Annotated in this window: 20 protein-coding genes and 2 pseudogenes; 4 read left to right on the top strand and 18 right to left on the bottom strand. The window is 39.0% G+C overall.

Going from position 1 to position 20,593, the window contains the following annotated elements:
- Window positions 1-262 precede the first annotated feature (262 nt).
- Entirely contained in the window at window positions 263-1,249 is a 987-nt protein-coding gene (locus tag DWB64_RS14330) for a helix-turn-helix domain-containing protein (protein ID WP_129488942.1), read from the top strand.
- 11 nt (window positions 1,250-1,260) lie between these two features.
- Window positions 1,261-2,481, top strand: coding sequence for an FAD-dependent oxidoreductase (locus DWB64_RS14325; protein ID WP_129488941.1), 1,221 nt, complete (start codon window positions 1,261-1,263; stop codon window positions 2,479-2,481).
- A gap of 139 nt (window positions 2,482-2,620) precedes the next feature.
- On the opposite strand, the gene rbsB (DWB64_RS14320) is transcribed toward DWB64_RS14325, so the two are convergent.
- The 10 genes and pseudogenes from rbsB (DWB64_RS14320) to DWB64_RS14275 form a co-directional block, all read right to left on the bottom strand.
- A complete protein-coding gene (rbsB, locus tag DWB64_RS14320) occupies window positions 2,621-3,418 on the bottom strand; it encodes a ribose ABC transporter substrate-binding protein RbsB (protein WP_129489040.1) in 798 nt (265 codons plus the stop codon).
- 36 nt (window positions 3,419-3,454) lie between these two features.
- Window positions 3,455-4,348: pseudogene (gene rbsB / locus DWB64_RS14315) on the bottom strand (ribose ABC transporter substrate-binding protein RbsB); the annotation flags it as partial.
- A gap of 78 nt (window positions 4,349-4,426) precedes the next feature.
- Window positions 4,427-5,368: a ribose ABC transporter permease gene (gene rbsC, locus DWB64_RS14310; RefSeq protein WP_129488940.1), complete on the bottom strand. Its 942-nt coding sequence runs from the start codon at window positions 5,366-5,368 to the stop codon at window positions 4,427-4,429.
- Window positions 5,368-6,861 (bottom strand): sugar ABC transporter ATP-binding protein, encoded by a 1,494-nt coding sequence (locus DWB64_RS14305; RefSeq protein WP_129488939.1) that lies wholly within the window; start codon window positions 6,859-6,861, stop codon window positions 5,368-5,370. The genes rbsC and DWB64_RS14305 overlap by 1 nt, the downstream gene beginning before the upstream one ends.
- A 1-nt stretch (window position 6,862) precedes the next feature.
- Entirely contained in the window at window positions 6,863-7,267 is a 405-nt protein-coding gene (gene rbsD, locus DWB64_RS14300; RefSeq protein ID WP_129488938.1) for a D-ribose pyranase, read from the bottom strand.
- Window positions 7,254-8,174: a ribokinase gene (rbsK, locus tag DWB64_RS14295; RefSeq protein ID WP_164980427.1), complete on the bottom strand. Its 921-nt coding sequence runs from the start codon at window positions 8,172-8,174 to the stop codon at window positions 7,254-7,256. The genes rbsD and rbsK overlap by 14 nt, the downstream gene beginning before the upstream one ends.
- A 58-nt stretch (window positions 8,175-8,232) precedes the next feature.
- Window positions 8,233-9,234: a LacI family DNA-binding transcriptional regulator gene (locus DWB64_RS14290; RefSeq protein ID WP_129488936.1), complete on the bottom strand. Its 1,002-nt coding sequence runs from the start codon at window positions 9,232-9,234 to the stop codon at window positions 8,233-8,235.
- Between the two features lie 137 nt (window positions 9,235-9,371).
- Window positions 9,372-9,587: a TrmO family methyltransferase gene (locus DWB64_RS14285; protein WP_129488935.1), complete on the bottom strand. Its 216-nt coding sequence runs from the start codon at window positions 9,585-9,587 to the stop codon at window positions 9,372-9,374.
- Window positions 9,588-9,683: 96 nt separating this feature from the next.
- Window positions 9,684-10,655, bottom strand: a complete 972-nt coding sequence (locus tag DWB64_RS14280) for a hypothetical protein (protein ID WP_129488934.1) — start codon at window positions 10,653-10,655, stop codon at window positions 9,684-9,686.
- A 249-nt stretch (window positions 10,656-10,904) separates the two neighbouring features.
- Complete coding sequence (locus tag DWB64_RS14275) at window positions 10,905-11,795, bottom strand: DMT family transporter (RefSeq protein ID WP_129488933.1); 891 nt, start codon at window positions 11,793-11,795, stop codon at window positions 10,905-10,907.
- 115 nt (window positions 11,796-11,910) lie between these two features.
- Between DWB64_RS14275 and DWB64_RS14270 the strand changes: the two genes are divergently transcribed.
- Window positions 11,911-12,783, top strand: a complete 873-nt coding sequence (locus tag DWB64_RS14270; protein WP_129488932.1) for a LysR family transcriptional regulator — start codon at window positions 11,911-11,913, stop codon at window positions 12,781-12,783.
- Window positions 12,784-12,859: 76 nt separating this feature from the next.
- Here the strand turns inward: DWB64_RS14270 and DWB64_RS19670 are convergent, their stop codons facing one another.
- The 4 genes and pseudogenes from DWB64_RS19670 to DWB64_RS14255 form a co-directional block, all read right to left on the bottom strand.
- Complete coding sequence (locus DWB64_RS19670) at window positions 12,860-13,141, bottom strand: GNAT family protein (RefSeq protein ID WP_348983851.1); 282 nt, start codon at window positions 13,139-13,141, stop codon at window positions 12,860-12,862.
- A gap of 74 nt (window positions 13,142-13,215) precedes the next feature.
- Window positions 13,216-13,392 (bottom strand): annotated as a pseudogene (locus DWB64_RS19665) (GNAT family N-acetyltransferase); the annotation flags it as partial.
- 182 nt (window positions 13,393-13,574) lie between these two features.
- Window positions 13,575-14,657: a stalk domain-containing protein gene (locus tag DWB64_RS14260; protein WP_129488931.1), complete on the bottom strand. Its 1,083-nt coding sequence runs from the start codon at window positions 14,655-14,657 to the stop codon at window positions 13,575-13,577.
- A gap of 242 nt (window positions 14,658-14,899) precedes the next feature.
- Complete coding sequence (locus tag DWB64_RS14255; RefSeq protein ID WP_129488930.1) at window positions 14,900-15,448, bottom strand: AAA family ATPase; 549 nt, start codon at window positions 15,446-15,448, stop codon at window positions 14,900-14,902.
- A gap of 1,146 nt (window positions 15,449-16,594) precedes the next feature.
- On the opposite strand from DWB64_RS14255, the gene DWB64_RS14245 reads away from it, so the two are divergent.
- Window positions 16,595-16,816, top strand: coding sequence for a DUF1858 domain-containing protein (locus DWB64_RS14245; protein ID WP_129488928.1), 222 nt, complete (start codon window positions 16,595-16,597; stop codon window positions 16,814-16,816).
- A 210-nt stretch (window positions 16,817-17,026) separates the two neighbouring features.
- On the opposite strand, the gene DWB64_RS14240 is transcribed toward DWB64_RS14245, so the two are convergent.
- The 4 genes from DWB64_RS14240 to DWB64_RS14225 are packed head-to-tail and all read right to left on the bottom strand — an operon-like array spanning window position 17,027 to window position 20,238.
- Window positions 17,027-17,860, bottom strand: a complete 834-nt coding sequence (locus DWB64_RS14240) for a nitroreductase family protein (RefSeq protein WP_129488927.1) — start codon at window positions 17,858-17,860, stop codon at window positions 17,027-17,029.
- Window positions 17,861-17,884: 24 nt separating this feature from the next.
- The gene (locus DWB64_RS14235; RefSeq protein WP_129488926.1) at window positions 17,885-18,514 is read right to left on the bottom strand and encodes a TetR/AcrR family transcriptional regulator; all 630 of its coding nucleotides are present in this window, start codon (window positions 18,512-18,514) and stop codon (window positions 17,885-17,887) included.
- A 37-nt stretch (window positions 18,515-18,551) separates the two neighbouring features.
- Window positions 18,552-19,349, bottom strand: a complete 798-nt coding sequence (locus tag DWB64_RS14230; RefSeq protein WP_129488925.1) for an ABC transporter permease subunit — start codon at window positions 19,347-19,349, stop codon at window positions 18,552-18,554.
- Window positions 19,350-19,362: 13 nt separating this feature from the next.
- Window positions 19,363-20,238, bottom strand: a complete 876-nt coding sequence (locus DWB64_RS14225) for an ABC transporter ATP-binding protein (protein WP_129488924.1) — start codon at window positions 20,236-20,238, stop codon at window positions 19,363-19,365.
- Window positions 20,239-20,593: the final 355 nt, after the last annotated feature.

Below are 20,593 nucleotides of genomic sequence, written 5' to 3'. Positions count from 1 at the left end.
GTCATCAAACCTAAGTTTTTCAACGTTTTTTTTGAGCTTCTACTTTACCTAACTGTTTACACTTGGAAATCGCTGGGTAATCGCGTGAATTTTCTGAGAATAAAACACGAGGTATTTATTTCACACACTTTTGTCAGATCAAACTATAGCTAGTTTTATAAAAAGTGTAAACAGATAGGCAAAGTAAACTTTTTGCCTCAGTGAATATATCTTGCCATTTAAAGTTTGGGGAATTAGAATAAAATCAGGGAGATAAATAACCATGCTAAAAGACCAGAAGTATAAAATAATTTCAGAGGGATTAAAAAATGGTATCAGTCCTACTTGCAAAAAGTACGCGATCTCTAGAACAATCTATTACAGATGGTTAACTAGGTTTAAAGAAGATGGTATTGATGGCCTAAACGACAAGAAAAAAAGTTTTATCCCACTCAATAAGACCAGTGCTTCGATTGAAGAGAAGTTATTTAGGCTAGTAAAAACCTATCCCCACTATGGTCCCCGAGCTTTGAAGTACCTACTTGATGAACTTGGATGCAAGATTAGTGAATCAGCAGTCTATAACATATTAAAAAGACACGCCTTAACGCGCAAAGAAAACCGCATTAAATATGCAAAAAAATACCAAGCCGATCATAAAAGTCAGCTTCCTGACTTAAACTCACTTACAAGCGGCGAGTGTTGGATCTTCTGGATTACTGATTACGGCTATACACCTAACTACGGACACCTTTATCTATACAACCTCATAGATATAAAAAGTCATATCGCCTGTTCAAGGATTTATTCAAAGGTTTCATACAAGCATTTTGAGGATCTATTGACAGCTGTCGCCCTTTCAGTTGCTACTAGCTTAAATATGCCAATTGCCTACCTCTGCTTCTTTGAAGACCGTAAGCTCCTAAAAAAATCTGATCAAGTATCCCGGTTAAAACTTTCTAACACCTTAAAAGAGCACGGCTTTGATCCAACGTTACATTTTCTGAGCGATGATGATCATGTGGAGCTGTTTCATGAATTAAGGCAAAACTACTCATCAGTGAACTCTGAATTTGTCATGCCCTTTATTAAATCCGCACAGGCTCTAAGTCATGTAAAAATAAGTTTTCAGCACCATATAAGAAATTACAACTTGAACATAAAAAAGCAGTACTCTGAAGGGTTATTATCCCCAATCGAGTACCATAACTTATCTACAAACACACAAACCATACTCCCAATATGGGCGTATATGGACCGTAATTATTAATAGGTGATTATATGAGAGTTGCAGTAATTGGTGCAGGTTTTAGTGGTATGTTAGCCGCCTACTTACTAGAAAAAGCAGGAACTGAGGTTACAATTTACGAAAAGGAAGAACATATCGGTGGTCATTGTAGAACACTCTTTAGTAAAGGTGTGTACACAGACATTGGTACCGTATTTTCCTTTTCCAATAAAATCAAAGAGCTGCTTATTGAGTTAAAAGTTGACTACTCAGAGGTTTTCATCTACAAAAACTATGTCAACGAATGCTACCAACCTACCGAGATGATGTCACAAAACGAAGTACAACTTCTACTTGAAGAACTTAACAAGCTTTCTAAACTCCTTCTACCACATAAAACGTATCTTGAGGGTGTACGATTTGATTTTGTACCTGAGGAACTACTGGTTACTTTTAACTCCTATGCGAATCACCATCAGTTAGAGCAGATCACAAAAATCATAACCCCCTTGCTGTCTTCATTCGGACTCGGTAATATCAATCATATTCAAGCCTATTATGTATTTAAGATCTTTAGTCTTGACATACTCTATGCTTTTATAAAAGGAGATAAACTACTTAGCCTCAACAAAGGAATGTCGAACCTTATTAGTCGCTTAAGCGAGAATATATCTGATATCAGATATTCGCTCGAAGTGATCAATGTAGAAGTAGTAAACAAAAAGGTAAAAATCGAATCACCTTACGGACATGACTACTTTGATAAAGTCCTCATCACAACCAAGTTGCCTAAGGATGTAATTAAAGACACCTTGTATAACACACTTATGAAAAAAATCGAAACCAATCCCTTTATTTCTGCGGTTTATGAAGTTCACAATAAACATCTTCCAACAACTTACTTCAAATCAAACTTTGGACAAAACGGAAAAATTCAGTTTTTCTATACAAAAAGACAATCGGCACGTACTACCCTTGTTGCCTATACATATGGAAAGATATCTAAATCAGCAATCGATGGCATGACGGATGAGCTAGCGAATGTCGGTGTTGATATTAAGCAGCTAATTACGGTAAAACAGTGGTATATCTTTCCCCACCTTAAAGCCCGTGATCTCACCAGTCATTTTTATACCGATATCAATACACATCAAAAAACAAATCCTGTATGCTTAATAGGTTCACTTGTTACCGAGCCCTCACTCGATAAGCTCTATGTATCGGTTAAGGAATGTGTAAACGATATTATTCAGTATGACAGAGATAATAAATAAGTAAGAACCTCTTACAGAATACCCTTGCTGTCTACCTCATATGTATCATTTGGATTAGGCTGTAACTGCAAAAAAACTCCTTTTATCTAAACCCATACATCATGTATGGGATAGATAAAAGGAGCATGGGGAGTATTTCTTATTTTACTAGCATCAACTCTACTGGAACATAGGAATCAACTTGCTCGCCAGATAATGCCTTTAATCCAAATTCAACACCTAAAGCACCGATCAAATTGGGTTGCTGAGCAACTGTTGCCGCCATTTTACCAGCTTCTACAGCTTTTACAGCATCATCTGTCGCATCAAATCCGACAACGATAATATCTCTACCAGATACTTCAATTGCAGTAAGTGCTCCTAGTGCCATTTCATCATTATGAGCAAATACAGCATTGATTTCGGGCTGTGCTTGCAAAATGTTTTCCATGACAGACAATCCTTTTGTTCTATCAAAATCAGCAACCTGTTTTGCGACTACTGTTATGTCTGTTCCTACTAATGCATCGTTAAAGCCTTGACCTCTATCTCTTGCCGCAGAAGTACCTGCAATACCTTCGAGTTCAACAACATTGCCAGTACCACCTAATAATTCAGCGATGTACTTGCCAGCCATAACTCCACCTGCGATATTGTCAGAAGCCACATGAGAAATCACTTCGCCATGATTAGCTCCACGATCTAATGTAATTACCGGCACACCAGCACTGTTGGCTGCTTTAATTGCATTGCCTACCGCATCAGAATCTGTTGGATTGATTAAGATCAGATCAACACCTTGTGTTAATAGATCTTCCATATTCGAAAGTTCCTTAGCCGCATCATTTTGAGAGTCTAAAACGATTAATTCCACTCCTAGTTCAGCAGCTTTGGCTTCAGCACCTTCTTTTAAAGTTACAAAAAACGGGTTGTTCAAGGTGGATAGAATCAGACCCATCGTCTTTGCTTCTTGAACCACCGGCTCGTCGCTACCTGTAATAAGCTTTAGCGCTACCGGAATAAATGCATCAACTGTAGACCCGTCGATGACTTTTTTTGCAGCTTCTACACCCAAACTACCGATTAGATTCGGTTGCTGGGCAACAGTCGCCGCCATAGAACCTTCCTTCACAGCATTTACCGCATCATCAGTCGCATCAAATCCAACAACGATGATGTTTTTTCCTGCTGACTCAATCGCTTTTATAGCACCTAAAGCCATTTCATCATTATGAGCAAATACAGCATTGATTTCTGGTTGAGCTTGTAAAATATTCTCCATTACGGAAAGCCCTTTAGTTCTATCAAAATCTGCAACTTGATTTGCTACAACTTCAACATCCGTACCAACCAAAGCATCATTGAATCCTTGGCCTCTATCTCTTGCCGCAGATGTGCCTGCGATACCTTCTAGCTCGACTACCTTACCGGCGCCGCCTAACAGTTCAACTATGTATTGCCCTGCCATTAAGCCGCCAGCTACATTATCAGATGCGATATGCGAAACGACTTCTCCTGAGTTCGCACCTCTATCAAGCGTAATTACTGGAACACCTTTTGCATTTGCAGCCTTAATTGCATTTCCAACAGCATCTGAATCCGTTGGATTGATCAGGATAACGCTAACACCCTGTGTTAGTAAGTCTTCCATATTTGAAAGTTCAGCCGCTGCATCATTTTGTGAATCAAGTACTACTAATTCCAATCCCAATTCTTTAGCCTTTTCTTGTGCACCATCTTTTAAAGTCACAAAGAATGGATTATTTAGCGTAGAAACGATTAAACCAATTTTACCGCTAGTTTCATCACTGTCACTATTGCTAGAACACCCAGCAAACATTGACATCAATAAAAGTAACACCAGTGCAAGAGATAATACTTTTTTCATGAGATCCTCCTCAAATTGTTTTTTTTGTTGTGCAACCCCTGTCACACAATTTATATCAGCTGTAAACAGCATCAATAACTATTTTTCCTTACGGTCAATCAGTACTGCGATTAGAATCACTACACCCTTTGCCAAGAGCTGATAATAGGAACTTACATTCATAAGATTCAAGGCATTGTTTAAAATTCCAATGATAAGCGCTCCTGTCACGGTACCCATGATGGTACCTAGACCGCCAGCCAATGAAGTTCCACCTAATACGACTGCGGCTATGGCATCCAGCTCATAACCCTGCCCTGCTGTAGGTTGGGCAGAAGACAATCTCGCAGTGATAATGACACCGGCAAGTGCTGCAAATAAACCACTCATTCCGTAAACAATAATTTTAAGTCTGTTGGTGTTTATGCCTGATAGTTTCGTCGCATCCTCATTGCCGCCCAGCGCATAAACATATCTTCCAAAGGAAGTTTGAGTCAGAATATAGTAGCCGATTGCGAAAACAAAGATCATGATCACAATAGGAATTGGAATCACACCTAAATAACCATTACCGATCTGCGTTAAAAATTCTGCATTGGACTCATATCCGGTACTTATTGGTTTTCCGTCTGTAAATACTAACGTAGCACCCCTAAAAACAGTCATGGTCGCCAGTGTGACGATAAATGGTTGTAATTTACCTTTTGAAATCACGATTCCATTAAGTACACCGATCGCTGTTCCTATGGCTAGGGCAAGAACAATCGCAAGCAAGGGATTCATTCCGCTTGCAATGAACCATGCGACCATGGCACCAGAAAAAGCTAAGGTTGAGCCGACGGACAAATCAATACCGCCAGTCAAAATGACAAATGTCATACCTGCCGCAATGATTGAATTGATCGATGTTTGTCGCAAAATATTCATGATATTTGAAAATGTCATAAATCGATCGTTCAACATCGCGATGATGATCGAAAAGATAATTAGCGCAATCACTGATTGATATCGCCTTAAGATAGTTTTAGTAGTTTGATTCATTAATTTGCCCCCTCGATGCCTATTGCAAGCCTCATGATACTTTCCTGAGTTGCTTCACTTCTAGAAAGAATGCCTGCAACTTTACCTTCATGCATCACTAAAACACGATCACAAATTCCTAATATTTCCGGAATCTCTGAAGAAATCATGATGATGCCCATGCCATCTTCTTTAAACGAATTCATTAATTCATAGATTTCTTTTTTTGCGCCTACGTCGACACCCCGAGTGGGTTCATCTAAAATCAACACTTTAGGATCACACGACAACGCTTTTGCAATGGATACCTTTTGCTGATTACCACCACTTAAATGCTTTACGATCTGATCCAGTGACGGTGTTTTAATCTGCATTTGCTCTTTAAAGGTGTCCGCCATTTTGGTTTCCGACGATTTTTTTATATGCATAAAATTGCTATACTTTGACAACGAGGATAAGCTCATATTCTTTTTAACCGAAAGTGAAAGAACGAGACCATCCTTTTTTCTGTCTTCAGATACATAAGCGATGCCTTCTTTAAGAGCGCTCGCCTCATCGACGATATTCACTTTTCTATCATTTAGCCTTAGGTTACAAGTGTCATTTTTAATTGCCCCGTAAATTGATTTTGCAAGTTCGGTGCGACCCGCCCCCATTAATCCGGCAATCCCCAATATCTCTCCACGATTCAGGGTGAAACTTATATCCTGTACAAACCGGTTCGATAGTTTTTCCACTTCAAATATCACTTCATTACTGGTTGAATCCAAATACGGATATTGCTCTTCCAGCTTCCTTCCAACCATCAGTTCAATCAGCTTGTCCTCATCAATTTCAGAGACTTTTGATTCATTGATGAACTGTCCATCCCTCAACACGGTAACATCATCACAGATCTTGAAGATTTCAGGCAATCGATGTGAAATGTACACTATGCTCTTACCCTGGGCCCTCAATTCTTCGATCACATCAAATAAGCTCTCTGATTCAGTGTCCGTCAACGCATCGGTAGGTTCATCCATGATAATGATTCGAGCGTCAAATGACAAAGCCTTTGCGATCTCAACCATTTGTTGGTGCCCGATACTGAGTTCTTTAACTAGTGTTTTGGGATTCAGTTTTAGATTAAGCTTCGTCAATAGCGCTTCCGATTTACTTTCAAGTGCTTTCCAATCGATTTTTCCGTGTTTTTGAGGAAACCTACCTAAGAAGATATTTTCAGCAATGCTTAACTCGTTGATCAAATTGAGCTCTTGATGTATGATAGCGATTCCCTTTTCCATTGCGTCTTTGGGACCACTCACTTCAAGCGGTTCTCCCATCAGGTATAGCTCACCTTCGGTTTTTTGATAAACACCAGAAAGAATTTTCATTAACGTGGATTTGCCCGCGCCATTTTCACCAAGCAGTGCCATCACTCGGTTTTTATAAACATTCAAGTTCACCCTATCCAGTGCTTTGACACCTGGAAATTCTTTGGTGATTCCTTCCATTCTTAAAATGACATCACTCATATTAAGCCTCTTCGAAATTTACGCCGGATTGCAAAATAATGTTGGCATATGGCGTACATTCGCCAGTTCGTATGATTGCTTTCGACCCGCTACTAAGCTGCTTGAACTCCTCATGGCTGACAAAAGTTATTTCTATCTGCTCAAACTTCTCTTTTATCACATTTAATACTTCCGGGTTATGTGTCTTGATCTCTTCCGCAAGTGTTATCTTTTCTATTTCCATATCGCTTGCTACAATCATCAACGTTTCTAAAAATGAAGGAACACCTTTAAGAAGCGCCAAATCAATCCGTTCCACTTTTCCGGGTATAGGCAGTCCTGCATCAGCGATGGTTATCGTATCGGTATGACCCAGTTTAGCTAATACAGAAACGATATTTGAATTTAATAATTTACCTTTTCTCATTTTTCACCTCTAACGCTTCTACCTCTTCACATGTCGGCAATGAACTTTGCGCTCCAAATCGAGTTACCGTAATCGCCGCTACTTTTGAACCGTAGTCCAGTGCTTCACTCATCGAATAGCCAGAAGCAAGTTTAGTGACTACACCGCCAATAAAGCTATCCCCCGCAGCGGTGGTATCTATCGCGTTCACCTTTTCAGCCTTCGCCTCAATAAAATCGGTTCCGTTATAGTACCATGACCCCTGGGCGCCCATCGTTACGATCAGCTCTTTGATGCCTAGTTGGTTGATCATTCGGTACCCTTCAATAAAATCTTCTTTAGATGTGATCTTGATCCCAGTAATATGATAAAACTCCGTCTCATTTGGCACCAACATATCCACATGCCTCAACAAGTCCTTAGTTAGCTGTTTAGCAGGAGCTGGGTTCAAAATTGTCTTGATATGCTTTGCCTTTGCTTCCTTTAGGACTTCTTCAATGGTATCTAGCGGTGTTTCCAACTGACAGACCAGGTACTCCACATCCTCAAACCAGGACTCCTGAATATCTGTCGGTAGCAATTTTTCGTTTGCACCAGGAACTACCACAATGGAATTGTCACCTGATCGGTTTACCATGATAAAAGCGATACCCGAAGGACACTGGCTCACCATCCTAACCTCTGAGTGATCCACACCCTCAAGTTCTAGATTCGACCTTAGCAAGTCGCCATACTGGTCATCGCCGATCAAGCCTACCATTTTTACATTTGCACCTAGTTTAGACATGGCAATCGCTTGGTTGGCACCTTTTCCACCAGGAATCAATTCCAAACCTGTTCCCGAAACCGTTTCACCAACAGTAGGAGTAACATCTACTTTTGTAACTAAATCCATATTCAAACTACCTACAACCAGTATCTTCTTCATCTCTTTCCACCTATTCATTTTCAACGAGTTAAACGTTTAACCATACAAAGAGAATTGACTATTTAGTCGTTTCTCTTATCACAAGTTTTGTCATTAAAACTTCTTCTACATCACTTAACGTTCTATTCTCTATCACATCGATCAACATTTGTGCCGCCTTGTAGCCCATTTGATAATTGGGCTGATGAACCGTCGTTAAGTTGGGATCGATCAGGGTCGCCATATAGATATCATCAAACCCTACTACGCCGATATCTTCCGGTACTCTCAACCTTAACTCATGAAGGCCTTTAATCGCCCCAAGCGCGATCAAGTCATTGCCACAAAAGACTGCATCAAAATCCAATTCATGCTTAAGCGCTGTTTTAATTCCCTTATATCCAAACTCAGCGGTGTAGTGTCCTTCGATATACAAAGAATCATCCACTAGATCACCGAAGTCCTTGTGGGCTTGTAAGTAACCTTGATAGCGGTCTACAGATGGTTTAGTCGTCATAGGTCCCGCTAAATGGAGTATTTTCTTATAGCCCGAATTAAGCATATAGGTAACCGCTTCGTAAGCGCCACTATAGTTATCGACAATTATCCTTCCGCTCGTTGTGACCCCCTCAATCTCCCTATCCACTGTAATTACTGGTATTTGAAGTTTGCTCAGCGTGGGCGCACTGCCCTTTGAATTGCTAGAAGAGGTCAAGATAATGCCATCAACCATCTTTTCTTGTAACATTTCGATATATTCGAGTTCCTTTTTGCTATTGTTATCCGAATTACATAAAATCACATGATAGGAATATTGATTTGCAAGATCCTCAACCCCTCTCGCTATTTCAGGGAAAAAGGGATTTGTAATATCAGGAATAACAAGACCGATCGAATGCGTTTTTTTTGTAATCATACTTGAAGCAATTCTATTTGGAACATAATTGGTTTCTTTAATGATTTTGAGAATCTTGTTCCGAGTGCTGCTCGAAATATTTTTATCCTTACCATTGATTACTTTAGAAACTGTTGCAGTAGATACATCAGCTAATTTCGCTATGTCTTTTATCGTTATTTTCATTAAGCACCTCTAGGTAAACGTTTACCCTATTCTATCACATCTGATAATTTCGTCAATATGAAATTATGAATTGTATGAATTTTTCCACAGGATGACGCAATGGTTTGCTTTGTCTATTGAGGTCTACAATCCACTTTTCACAGCATTGCACTATCAAATACCTTGCTCCAATCAAACGTTGATGATTCTTCTAATGATTGTGGCCAATTAGTCGCCCAGTCTGCAGTATGAACCTTTAGGACTCGGTCGCTACATGGCAGGTAGGGTTTAATGTCAAGAACAGCCGTATCATCATGGGCATCTATGCCTTCGAGTATAATCCTATTATCGATGATTCCTTTTAAAACACGCAATTAGACCTTTCCGCGGCGATAAACTAAATCATCCGGACAAACTCTAAGACAAATTCATTCGCATTTGATCAACTTGTTCCATTCCGGTACGAATTGCTATTCTCCCCACATGAGGTCTGCATTCTTGATACTTGTGAAACCGTCACTGTGATTCACATGAAAATCCAAAGTATGCCCCGCCCTGTCGTAAATGGTAAATTGAAATCCGTCTACATCGATTCCTTTAAAGAGGTAGGACAGCGAGGACAAATCAAATCCATCAATGCCCTTCAGGTGTTTGCTCAATAGTGTTTCGACATCTTCAGGTGTTGCATCATACGCTTCATAAGCAAGCATTGTAAACGTGTCCTGCTGATTATGTTGGATGATCGTTACTGCAAACTCGGAGAAATACTGATCACAAAGAAAACCAAATACCCAAAGGGAGTAGATTCCATCATCATTTAAGTAGACATCAAAGGCGTTCCCATCAGTGTCATTGACCCTATATACCTGATTTGTTTCGGATATAAGCTCTACAGTGTAGCCCTCTCCTTCTTGAAAAACCGTTTGTATCATAAATGTAAGTTTTTCAATGCTCTCAGGTGATTCAAATGCGGCATAATGATCATAGTAGAAGTCAGAGTTAACGCCCATCGCCTCTTTAACCAGAGCACCATTCACTTGACTAGCTTGTTTACCAGAAAATAGCGACAACCAGTCTTTTACCTTAGCTTTAGCGTTTAGCGTTTCGTCAACGGGAATATTGGCTATCTTGCTTTCTATTGAAGTAAGCCGATTTAACATCTGCTTGATTTGATACCCATCCAGTTCCGATTCTAGCATTCTTACTTTATCATCCATCTGATTCAGCAAAGCTTCCATTCTAGATAACCCGTCATTGCTTTCACCGGATACCACTGATTTTCGATCAACGTCAACTTGTAGCTGATCAATTTCAAGCATTGCTTCATGCTGCTTGCGTTCAAGATCATGAAACGCATTCGTCAGCATTATCAGTTGAAACGACAGGACTCCAATTATGATCAGCAGTATCGATAAAACAATTGCGCCTATTTGCTTTTTCATCAAACATCTCCTTAATGACACCTCTTTGTAAACTCTATCAATCATCAAAAGAACTGCAATAAAACAATACTACTGCCATTTTACTAAATTTTGTCACTCGGTGGTGGAATTTAAGGTAATTGTAATCAAGCGAACTATGAAAAGAACCACCTGTTGAAATCGACAGGTGGTTCTTCTTGTGTCATGACAGCAAGGTTTTAACGAGAGCTGCGCAGCCTATTGAAAAATCAAAGTGCCCGCATGCAGAGCTTAACCTTCCGCCACAGTACCTGAGAGGGATGCGAAGACATGTTTGAAATCCAAATCGCCTAAAACAGTAGCCATTATGATAAGCGCTCCACCCAACATAGCTGCGGGACTTAACTGCGTTTTAAATACCAGGAAGTCCACAAGCACAGTAAAGATCGGTATGAATGTCAAAAGGCGCCCCGCTTTTTCTGCGCTGATATGTTGTTGTGCCCTCAACTGCACTTGAAACGCTACAAAGGTGCAAAAGACACCAAGCGTCAAAAGGACAAGCATGCTTTCTAAGCCTATCGACAGAACAGGTCCTTCGACTAGGAGTGAGTAGGTGCCTGAAAACAATGCTACAAGAACATACTGAATGAATCCAAGCAGATTTAGATCTTCAGACTCACTGATTCTACTGCTGTAAATAATAAATAGCGCATAGGCGATCGTATCTCCAAAACATAGCAGGTCGCCGTAGTTGAGCGGTGTGGAGCCTGCCAAGGTTACAAGACCTAATCCGATCAGACAGATCACCGCCGCAACGTACTCTTTCGGCTTACCCTTGGCTTTAAAAAGAAGCTGATTGATGATCGGGACAAAGACGACCGCCGCCCCGATGATAAAGCCTGCATTCGATGCGCTGGTATACTTAAGGCCGATTGTCGAAGTCACATACATAACCGTTAAAAGCGCTGATAACACTAGTCCGGTGATCATGCTTTTTGACGAAAGACTCTTTAGATTAGGTTTTAAAAAGACCCCTGCCACCATAGCGGCAACTATGAATCTAATGGCTATGAGTTGCATCGGCGTTGTCTCCACAAGGCCGATTTGTGTTAAAATGCCCGAAGTTCCCCAGAAAAACGCACTCAGTAAAATGCCCATTGACGCTAAACCTGATTTATTCATTCATATTTCCTCTCTTCGCATTTGGATAGTATGATGGTATCATGATTACAAAGATAGGAAAAACAGAACTATTCGATATATATCATCGGTTATACCGATAGGAAAGGAGTATGACTTGGAAATCAGGCAATTGACAGTTTTCTTGAAGGTTTGTGAAATGGGCAGTTTTACAGAAGCGGCTAAAGTACTGAATTATGCGCAAAGCACCGTTTCAGATAGCGTAAAAGGTCTCGAAAAGGATCTAGACTGCACTCTTTTTGAACGCATAGGAAAAAGAATCTACCTGACAGCAAAGGGTGAGCTGCTGAGGGAGAAAGCCGTCTCAATTCTGAACCTACATCATGAAACCTTTGCCATGCTCAATAAGAACACCCCAAGAACCTTAAAAGTCGGTATCACGGAATCCTTAAGCACGTACAAGTTTCCAACTTTTTTCAGAACATTCATTGAAGAGCACCATAATTTAAGCATCAATTTCATCATTGCAAGATGCGAGGAAATCCATCAGTTCATTTTGGAGCATCAAATCGATATTGGATTTACGCTAGATGACGAGGTAAGGGATTCTCGTGTGAACGCAACCACCCTGTTCGAGGAGGAAATCGTATTTGTGAAAGGCGCTCAATCAGCAATTCCTGATAGCGCTTTGGATTTGTCTGAAGAAAAGTATCTGTTATCGAAGGGGCATACCGGCTACAATCGTCTTTTTTATGAGTTTTTCGACACCCATGACGTGACACTCGGCACGTCCATCTTGATGGAAAGTATCGAAGGCATAAAGAGCTATGTGAAACAAGGCTTCGGATTCTCCTTTATGCCTTACGCAACTGTGGCTATGGAACTTGAAAAGAATGAAATGAAGAAGGTCCAAACAGAAAAAAAATTCATCCAATACGTACAGATCCTCATTCACAAGGACAAGCACCTATCGGATGACTTGAAGAATTTGATCGCTTTTGCGCAGGCGGCATATGGCGGTAAGGGCTAAGTCTTTTGTGCATCATCCTTAGCCCTTATTACCTATTCTGCGTAGGTCATTGCCAGTTGCCGATGGTCGACTTGCCTCACTCGCTATGCCATTCAGTTTCCAATATGGCGTACTGGTAGGAATCAAACCAAAGCGGATCACCCTTTTCGTCATTGTCAAAGAACATATTCTTGACCCGATGGGCTTCTCTCCTCATGCCGATGCGTTCGAGCAGGTGCCAGGACGGTTCGTTAAGCACATTGCAAAACGCCACAAACCTATGGGCGTTCTTAAACTTGAAGGTGTTGTCCACCACCGCCCTGACAGCTTCTGTGGCATAGCCCTTCCCGTGGTATGCCTTATTGAAAACATAACCGATTTCGTATGTGCGGGCAACTCCGGATCGACCAGATTCAAATAGACATTGCCAATGACTTTTCCGGTAGATTTCAGTTCGACGGCAATAAACCGTTTGTCACAACTTCTGTCTTCAATTTCTTCGCAGCATGTTTCGTAGCTTAGCGGACCGTAAGGTTCATAAGCAACAACGTCCGCATCGCTCAGGTATTCGTATAAGTCCTTGATGTCGTCCCTAGTGAACGGTCGTAAAATCAATCTCTCAGTTTCCATCCATCCTCCTCTATCAATCAAGTCAGTTTGCACAGTGCCTTTCAGACGATGTGAAGCACACTGTAAACGCTTCATTCAATTAGCCTTTTTTACAGTATAGCATTTTTATTAGTAGGCATTCGCCACAAAAAAAGACGGGTACAAGACCCGCCTTCGATTCATAACTATTCATTTTTCGTGAGCTAGAAAACCAGATACCCACTCGTTTGACCGGGAATGCTCATTGTCATGAACATCGCGCTCACAACACTTACAAAGTCACCGACGATTACCTCTTTTTGATAGAAAGTAAAGGCCTTCGACGTGTGGATGATGGTCTGTAACATGATATCATCCGAATCCATGTCACTTGTGAGTGTAATGGTCGTCATGCCTGTTTCATCTGTCGAGATCTCCTTGACATACCCCGAATGGATGACTGCTTCTTGATCGTCGAATGACAAGTTACCCGATTCGACCATAAGGTTCTTTCCAAGGATGACTGAGAAGAATTCTGCTGGCACAAGGGTTCTGCCATTTACAATAACCGGTGCCGCGCTTAGTGGAGCCGGTGCCATTCTGTTTTTAAAGTATGCGTTTTCGCCAATTCCAACCGATGTCCACTGCGCGCCTTGTTGAATCTCCACGCGTCTTGTCTCTTGGTTCCATGTTACTTTGTAACCCATTTTTTCAAGCGTGCTTCTTAAAGGAACCATCACCACGCCGTCGATGATTTGAGCATCGACATCTGACACTATTTTCTCTTCTTTGTAAAACACGTCTTTAACCGCCGTTTCAGTAGTTACAGCACCATCGAGCGCGTAAACCGTCTTGTCTTCTTCTACAATTACAGTATCGCCGTTTTTATACACTAACACTGTCAACGTATCCACACTGCCGTTTTCCCAAGGTCTTTGGTAGTCGAATGTGATAGTCGAAACACCTTCGCTGTTTACTTTGAACTTAAATGCGTGTGTGCCGCCTGCGCCGATCAGGTCCGTTTGAGCACCGACTTGACTGTCGCTGATAAAGCTGACGTGTGCTTTGTCTTTGATCGTGTAGATCCATGAATAGCCAGTTGTGATGTTCTCATCCAAGATGATCGTGAACTCGTCGTTGTCTTGCACTAGGTCAAAATTGACTGAGCTAGTGTTGTCATAAAGCGTCGGTACTGGTTCAGATATTAAAACAGGCATCGGTGCCGATGTGTTCCCTGTATCCGCAAACGCAGATGCGGCGGTCACTAAAAGTGCTGCAACCATAAATGTGCTTATCATTCTTTTCATGTGTATTCCTCCATATGTCTTTCATAAGTTTCTACAGATTAGACGCACAACTTTGGAATAAGTTCCGACATTCGATTTTTTTTTCACACCTCGGACAGCTGTGGAATAGTGCCTCCATATTCCTGTCCTTTCCCCTAGTCTACTAGATAGACTATGATTCTCCTTTTGAATGTAATTAGGCAATTTCCTCAGATCTTCATTTCTAACACTAAATCAATTATTGAATGAAGCACTTGGAAACCTCATTTTTCAACTCTATTCTTGCAAGCTAACATATCTAAGTAACTCTTTTCAATCAACTTAACATTATCTAGTATCTCTTTTGTGCCATCAACACGAATGATTGGGCATTCCAAAGTCTCCGACCACATTTCAACACTTAGAACATTGCGTGTCTTAACAAAGTCAAGGAATTGCACTTCCGATTCATACATATCCCCACCGAATTTCACCCTATCTCCGAACTTACTTATCATTCTTTGCTCCACACGTTCAATTCTAATGTCATATGGCACATCTATGAAAACACCCAGTCTATAAGCTGAGGATATCTCATCTCCAAAGTCGCCTTTTACAGCTGACAAAACGAACTTGTCATGCTCTCTAATATCATTTTGCATCAACCTCAAATACTCTTCTCTTGAACGTTGCTTGGTATATGGTATCTCAGACTCTAAAAAGACATAATCCTCGATATCCATAAATTTATATTCCAGAGCATTCGCTACCGCTCTTCCCAGTGTCGATTTTCCACTACCATTTAGACCAAACACAACTATGCCATTCGACATATCATCCCCCTATTACCATACTACCTCGAATAAAATTATAACACGCCTTAACCTATGACTTAATGGTTTAGTTTTAATGACGTAACCTTGCTGACTAAACTGCTGAAGTTGAAAACCGCATGATATGGGATACTTTTTAGCACTCGATTGGCCAAAATTTGCACCTTGTTTATCATAGTTATTAGAAGGTCATTTACCGAGCTTTCTTTTTCTTTGGGTAATCAAAAATAGTAGTGCCGCCTGTAGGAATAGTAGGATTCCAGACAAAACCAAATTGCGTAGATGTTGATTCCATTCAAGTACGGTATAGCTAACTGGAATTTCAGCTGTAATATAAATATAAAACAAAAAAGTATATAGGTGAATCATCAGTGCAACAAGGTTGAAGAGTATTATACTTAATAGCTTAACCACTTTCACCATGTAGACCCCTTTCAAATTTAATATGGCAACTATTCTTTAACTCACCAGCATCGCATAGGAATTCTCAAATTTTTTCTTGATATTCATAGTCTCATATCGAACCACGCTAATTGCATTCTTATACAGTACAGTCGCATTTTCTGCATGAATTAATGCCCATTCCATTTGGTTCAGCAAGATATCGACTCAAACACAAAGATTGGCTTATATAAGCACATATTATTAGTAAACCACTACCATTTTACGCATGGATCTTCGTAAGGTGTATCACGATGATAGCTCGCGGTAAGCATGTAATTCATCATATTGTGCATATACTTGCTAAAAGAGCCACCGTTCCAATTGAACGGTGGCTCATGGCTGAGTATGACTGACACGGTGAGGCTTTTATCAGAATTTGAATACTCTATGGGATCTGTATGGATTAAAGCTAAAAAAGATCCCATTCGGACCTCCAATAATGATCCAAATGGGATATATAAAAAAAATAAAATCTGAACTGAATCATTTTGAACAGCAATTTATTGAAGGTTTTATCGATATCTATAAGGAGAGGACTTAAGCCAACTCTTTTAATCAATTGTATCTATCTCATAACTGAACTCTTGAACGTGCTGGTCATCGCATCCCTCTGTAGGGACACAAAAACAAATGTATGATTAGGATTTCCGTCAAAGGGTAATTGATAAGTAATATCAATTGATTTCGTAAAGGAGAACCAATATGACAAAAATCAAAGCAACAAATAATGTTTATGAAATTACGAAAGCCCACCCGGAAGTCATCGAAGTCATGGTCGGTCTAGGCTTTTCTCACATACTCCGTCCGGGTATAGTGCATACGATCGGTAGAACTGTCAGTCTGGAAAAGGGAGCGAAGCTCCGTAACATCGATTGGGAGAAAGTAAAAGCTGTTTTTAAAGAGAAGGGTTTTGAAATCGAATAGGATTTGAAGTGAAAAAGACCTTGGTGAGGTCTTTTTTTGCGTGTCTTACCACGAGTACCGGATAGGAGGTAAGCCTGTTGGTGACAGACCTTTATAGTAAGTGTGGCTGTGTATGACTGACACGGGGAGGCTATAAAAAATACAGCCTAGAGAAACAATCTAAGCTGCATCAAATTCAATTACAGGTACGCTTGAAGACTATTAGCGTCTTTACATGTCTAAATCAAATGTCCAAACAGCTCGTCCCTGATCTTCATGAACAGTAATATTACTAGTGATTCCTTGTTCTAATAATCCCAACCATAAATGACAGGCTGCAATTCCAATATCCACATTGGGATGTTCCCACTTAATATGTTTATAACCAATCGGCATAGCTACAGTAATTTTTTTTTGATTTTCCATTACCTCAAACCGCCAAAATTGACCATTACCTGCCGATGGCGCTTTTCGTGCTAAATCTAGTGCGAAAAGAATTTTTGGAGATATATCCTCTTTTGATAATTCTCCAACCAATAATTCTTCAATTGGTTTTCTATTATAACTAATTCGTTGTTTTTGTATTCTATCTAGCAGCCTCAATCCATTTGGATTCCAGTAAGCTAGTGGCGAGATACATATTGTTCTTCGCCCTTCCACAGGTCCTTTTCCATAACCAAACTTTTTATTTCCAACGCCTTTATGAACACCAAGATGAGGCATGTTTTGTTCTAATTCCCCTAAATGATAATGACCATACCAACAGGTGGATATACCTAAGCTAGTTGCATACAATATAAGCAATTCGCCTATAAAACCAGCCTTAGAAATTGATACATAATCAGTCTCACTTATGAATGCAATATTATCCTCTGGTGCATTAAACACGGTATAAAGCTTCTTTGATGGACTTGCTTTAAAACAACAAATCTCAACAGAGTGATTAAATGGCACTTCCAGTTCTTCTGAATACTTTCTTATCTTCTCCAATAACTCATATCCTATGGATTCTGTTTTAAAACTTCTTGTCGATAACCGATTATTAATGGTTTCTACTATATTCATATAATTCACTCCTCATATGCTTTTTCATTTAAAGAATGCCCTTTTCAATGCTTTAAAGTAAGTATCCAATTCTCTTGTCATTTCTTCAAGCGCGCCCGGAATAGCTTCAATCGTCAATGTATCACAATTCTTAATATAACTATCTGAATACCCTGAAATCAAGTGAAATACTATCTCTATCAGTTTTTCCTTATCTTCAGGTGTTTTTAATAACTTTGCATCGAAGTTCTCACTACCTTTAAGCATTGTTGTTTTTGAAAATATGGCGTATTGACTTGCCATATACTTCTTCACTTCTTCAGCAGGTTCTAAATATGCATCTAGTAATAATTTATACTCTTTGGGATATTCTAAAGCTAATTGCAATTTAATTTGACTCTTTAGTAATAGTTGATCAAAGTAATCACCTGGCAACTGAATATCTATCATAGATTTTGATAATGTTTCAATAAAGAATTGCATTACATAATCAACGATAAATATATACTGCTCTTCTTTATTTCCTATATAATTAAATAAGGATCCCTTTGAAATTCCTGCTTGTTTAACAATCATATTTGTAGAAGCACCGGAATAACCATTTTTTGAATACTCATCAATTAAAGCTTGAATTATTCTCGTTTTAATATCTTGCTCAATGCCTTCTAATTTCATATTCTACCTTCTTAATCATCAAAATGCGTTAATTTTTCTAAGTATAAAAATCCTTTCTATTATATAATATATAAGTAGTAGTTACCAATCCAATGATTAGTGTCAGAGCAATCAGTAAATTTTCATAATCTATACTTAATGTATTAATTAAGTCACCTATATTGAATAAACTAAAGGGACTAATATACTTTAATCCACTTAACTTATCGCTAACAGCAACCATCATAGACATGAAATACATTGTAAACACCATTCCTAATGCAATGGGAATGTATCTTTTTGTTTTTATAACGAATACAGATATGACCAATCCTATAGATGCAAAAATTGTACCTATTAGAATCGTACCTAAGAACACATAAATGAATGGTTCTAACGCAATTCTGCCATCATTAAATCCATTAGTTAATACATAACCCATAAAAGATAAAAAAGCACTGACACACACTATCTGCGTTAATACAAAAAGAATCTTTTCAGTTACGATAGTACTTCTTGTCATTGGTTTTGCATTCAAAAATTCAATCGTCTTTTCACCTTCTTCTTTTGATAATACGCTAACACCCAACATCATTGACATAATCCCAACTGCAAGTAATACATATTGATAAATGTAGCCAAAATAATCTAGCACGTTAGTAAAATCAATACTACTTGCATTTATTGCTGCTAACATTTCCTCTGGAAAACTAGCTAGCACTTCTGCAAGATAATCACCTTGTTTAGCAAAGGAAGGAAACATAGACAGCGACATAGTCATAACGCCACCACACACAATCATCCATATGATAATACCTCTTAAATTCGCCTTTAATTCTCTCTGTAATAAAATCATAACATCCACCTTTCTACTGATAATAGTGCATGAATATTTCTTCTAAATTAGGATCCTCAACCCATAAGTTTTTTACACCAATTTTTGAAATACCTTGTAATAAATCATGCATTTCACCAGAGTACAAAAAATCAACCCTGTTGCCCTTAATGGATAACTCTTTAGTTGAAATGTTGTCAAAAATGGTTATCTCAGGTAATCGATCTAATTCTATCCCTATTTTTTTATATCTTACTTTTTGCATATCTGCTAATTTTTCAACTTTAATTAATTCGCCTTCTTTGATAATACCAATTCGGTCACACATCCTTTGAACTTCACTTAATATATGTGAAGAAAAGAAAATTGTTGTGCCATTTTTTCTTTCCTTGTCTAATAAATCAAAAAATCTGCTTTGAATAAGAGGATCAAGACCTCCTGTTGGTTCATCCAGAATTAATAATCTTGGACTGTGTAACAACGATTGTATAATGCCTACCTTCTTACGATTTCCATAAGATAAGTCTTCTATCTTTCTTTTTAGGTCTAACTCGAAGTAGGCTGCTAATTCATGAATTCTAGCATCAAAATTCTTTTTATAAAACTTTCCGGAATATCTAAGTAATTGCAATGCATTCATGTCATCATAGTAAGCTACTTCTGAAGGTAAGTATCCTAAATTCATTTTCGCATCATTTAAATTCAAACTTATATCTCTTCCAAGGATGGTTGCTGACCCACTTGTCGGTTTAATAAAACCCAAGAGTGTTCTAATGGTCGTTGACTTTCCTGCTCCATTTGGACCAATAAATCCAAAAACTTCACCTTCTCCAATTTCAAAAGAAACATTCTCGATTCCTTTATTTTTTCCATAATACTTTGTCAAATTTTCTAATTTTACAATTGTCATAGTATTACCTCCTAACCTTGACCAGTTGGTCATACTATAATATTACCACACCTTGACCAGTTGGTCATACTATAATATTACCACACCTTGACCACTTGGTCAAGTCTGCTATTTCATGTAACTTGAATCAAGCATTACAAGTCGATTAACTACCATCTGCTTTTTACCAAGTATTTGTTAATTTCTGTGTAAGTGCATATTCCGGACCATTTTGAGCCACCGTTCCGATGAAGTGAACCCATTTAAGTAGACATGATAAGCTGAGCCATATATCATATATGGAAAAGGAGAACATCATGAGTCTACATTATAAAGTTTCATTCAAAGACAAGGTATTGAATAAACATATAAATGA

Origin of the sequence: Fusibacter sp. A1 (genome assembly GCF_004125825.1) — a bacterium.
Classification (GTDB): domain Bacteria; phylum Bacillota; class Clostridia; order Peptostreptococcales; family Acidaminobacteraceae; genus QQWI01.
The sequence above is the reverse complement of the archived record's forward strand: the minus strand, read 5'-3'. Positions and strand labels throughout refer to the sequence as shown.

Excerpts from the sequence above, each read along its gene's own strand:
- DWB64_RS14330 (WP_129488942.1), top strand. The coding sequence starts at position 263 with ATGCTAAAAGACCAGAAGTATAAAATAATTTCAGAGGGATTAAAAAAT.
- DWB64_RS14290 (WP_129488936.1), bottom strand. The coding sequence starts at position 9,234 with ATGAAAATAACGATAAAAGACATAGCGAAATTAGCTGATGTATCTACT.
- DWB64_RS14230 (WP_129488925.1), bottom strand. The coding sequence starts at position 19,349 with ATGATTTTATTACAGAGAGAATTAAAGGCGAATTTAAGAGGTATTATC.
- DWB64_RS14225 (WP_129488924.1), bottom strand. The coding sequence starts at position 20,238 with ATGACAATTGTAAAATTAGAAAATTTGACAAAGTATTATGGAAAAAAT.
- rbsC (WP_129488940.1), bottom strand. The coding sequence starts at position 5,368 with ATGAATCAAACTACTAAAACTATCTTAAGGCGATATCAATCAGTGATT.
- DWB64_RS14235 (WP_129488926.1), bottom strand. The coding sequence starts at position 18,514 with ATGAAATTAGAAGGCATTGAGCAAGATATTAAAACGAGAATAATTCAA.
- DWB64_RS14240 (WP_129488927.1), bottom strand. The coding sequence starts at position 17,860 with ATGAATATAGTAGAAACCATTAATAATCGGTTATCGACAAGAAGTTTT.
- DWB64_RS14245 (WP_129488928.1), top strand. The coding sequence starts at position 16,595 with ATGACAAAAATCAAAGCAACAAATAATGTTTATGAAATTACGAAAGCC.
- rbsK (WP_164980427.1), bottom strand. The coding sequence starts at position 8,174 with ATGAAGAAGATACTGGTTGTAGGTAGTTTGAATATGGATTTAGTTACA.
- DWB64_RS14255 (WP_129488930.1), bottom strand. The coding sequence starts at position 15,448 with ATGTCGAATGGCATAGTTGTGTTTGGTCTAAATGGTAGTGGAAAATCG.
- DWB64_RS14280 (WP_129488934.1), bottom strand. The coding sequence starts at position 10,655 with ATGAAAAAGCAAATAGGCGCAATTGTTTTATCGATACTGCTGATCATA.
- DWB64_RS14275 (WP_129488933.1), bottom strand. The coding sequence starts at position 11,795 with ATGAATAAATCAGGTTTAGCGTCAATGGGCATTTTACTGAGTGCGTTT.
- rbsB (WP_129489040.1), bottom strand. The coding sequence starts at position 3,418 with ATGGGTCTGATTCTATCCACCTTGAACAACCCGTTTTTTGTAACTTTA.
- rbsD (WP_129488938.1), bottom strand. The coding sequence starts at position 7,267 with ATGAGAAAAGGTAAATTATTAAATTCAAATATCGTTTCTGTATTAGCT.
- DWB64_RS14305 (WP_129488939.1), bottom strand. The coding sequence starts at position 6,861 with ATGAGTGATGTCATTTTAAGAATGGAAGGAATCACCAAAGAATTTCCA.
- DWB64_RS14325 (WP_129488941.1), top strand. The coding sequence starts at position 1,261 with ATGAGAGTTGCAGTAATTGGTGCAGGTTTTAGTGGTATGTTAGCCGCC.
- DWB64_RS14260 (WP_129488931.1), bottom strand. The coding sequence starts at position 14,657 with ATGAAAAGAATGATAAGCACATTTATGGTTGCAGCACTTTTAGTGACC.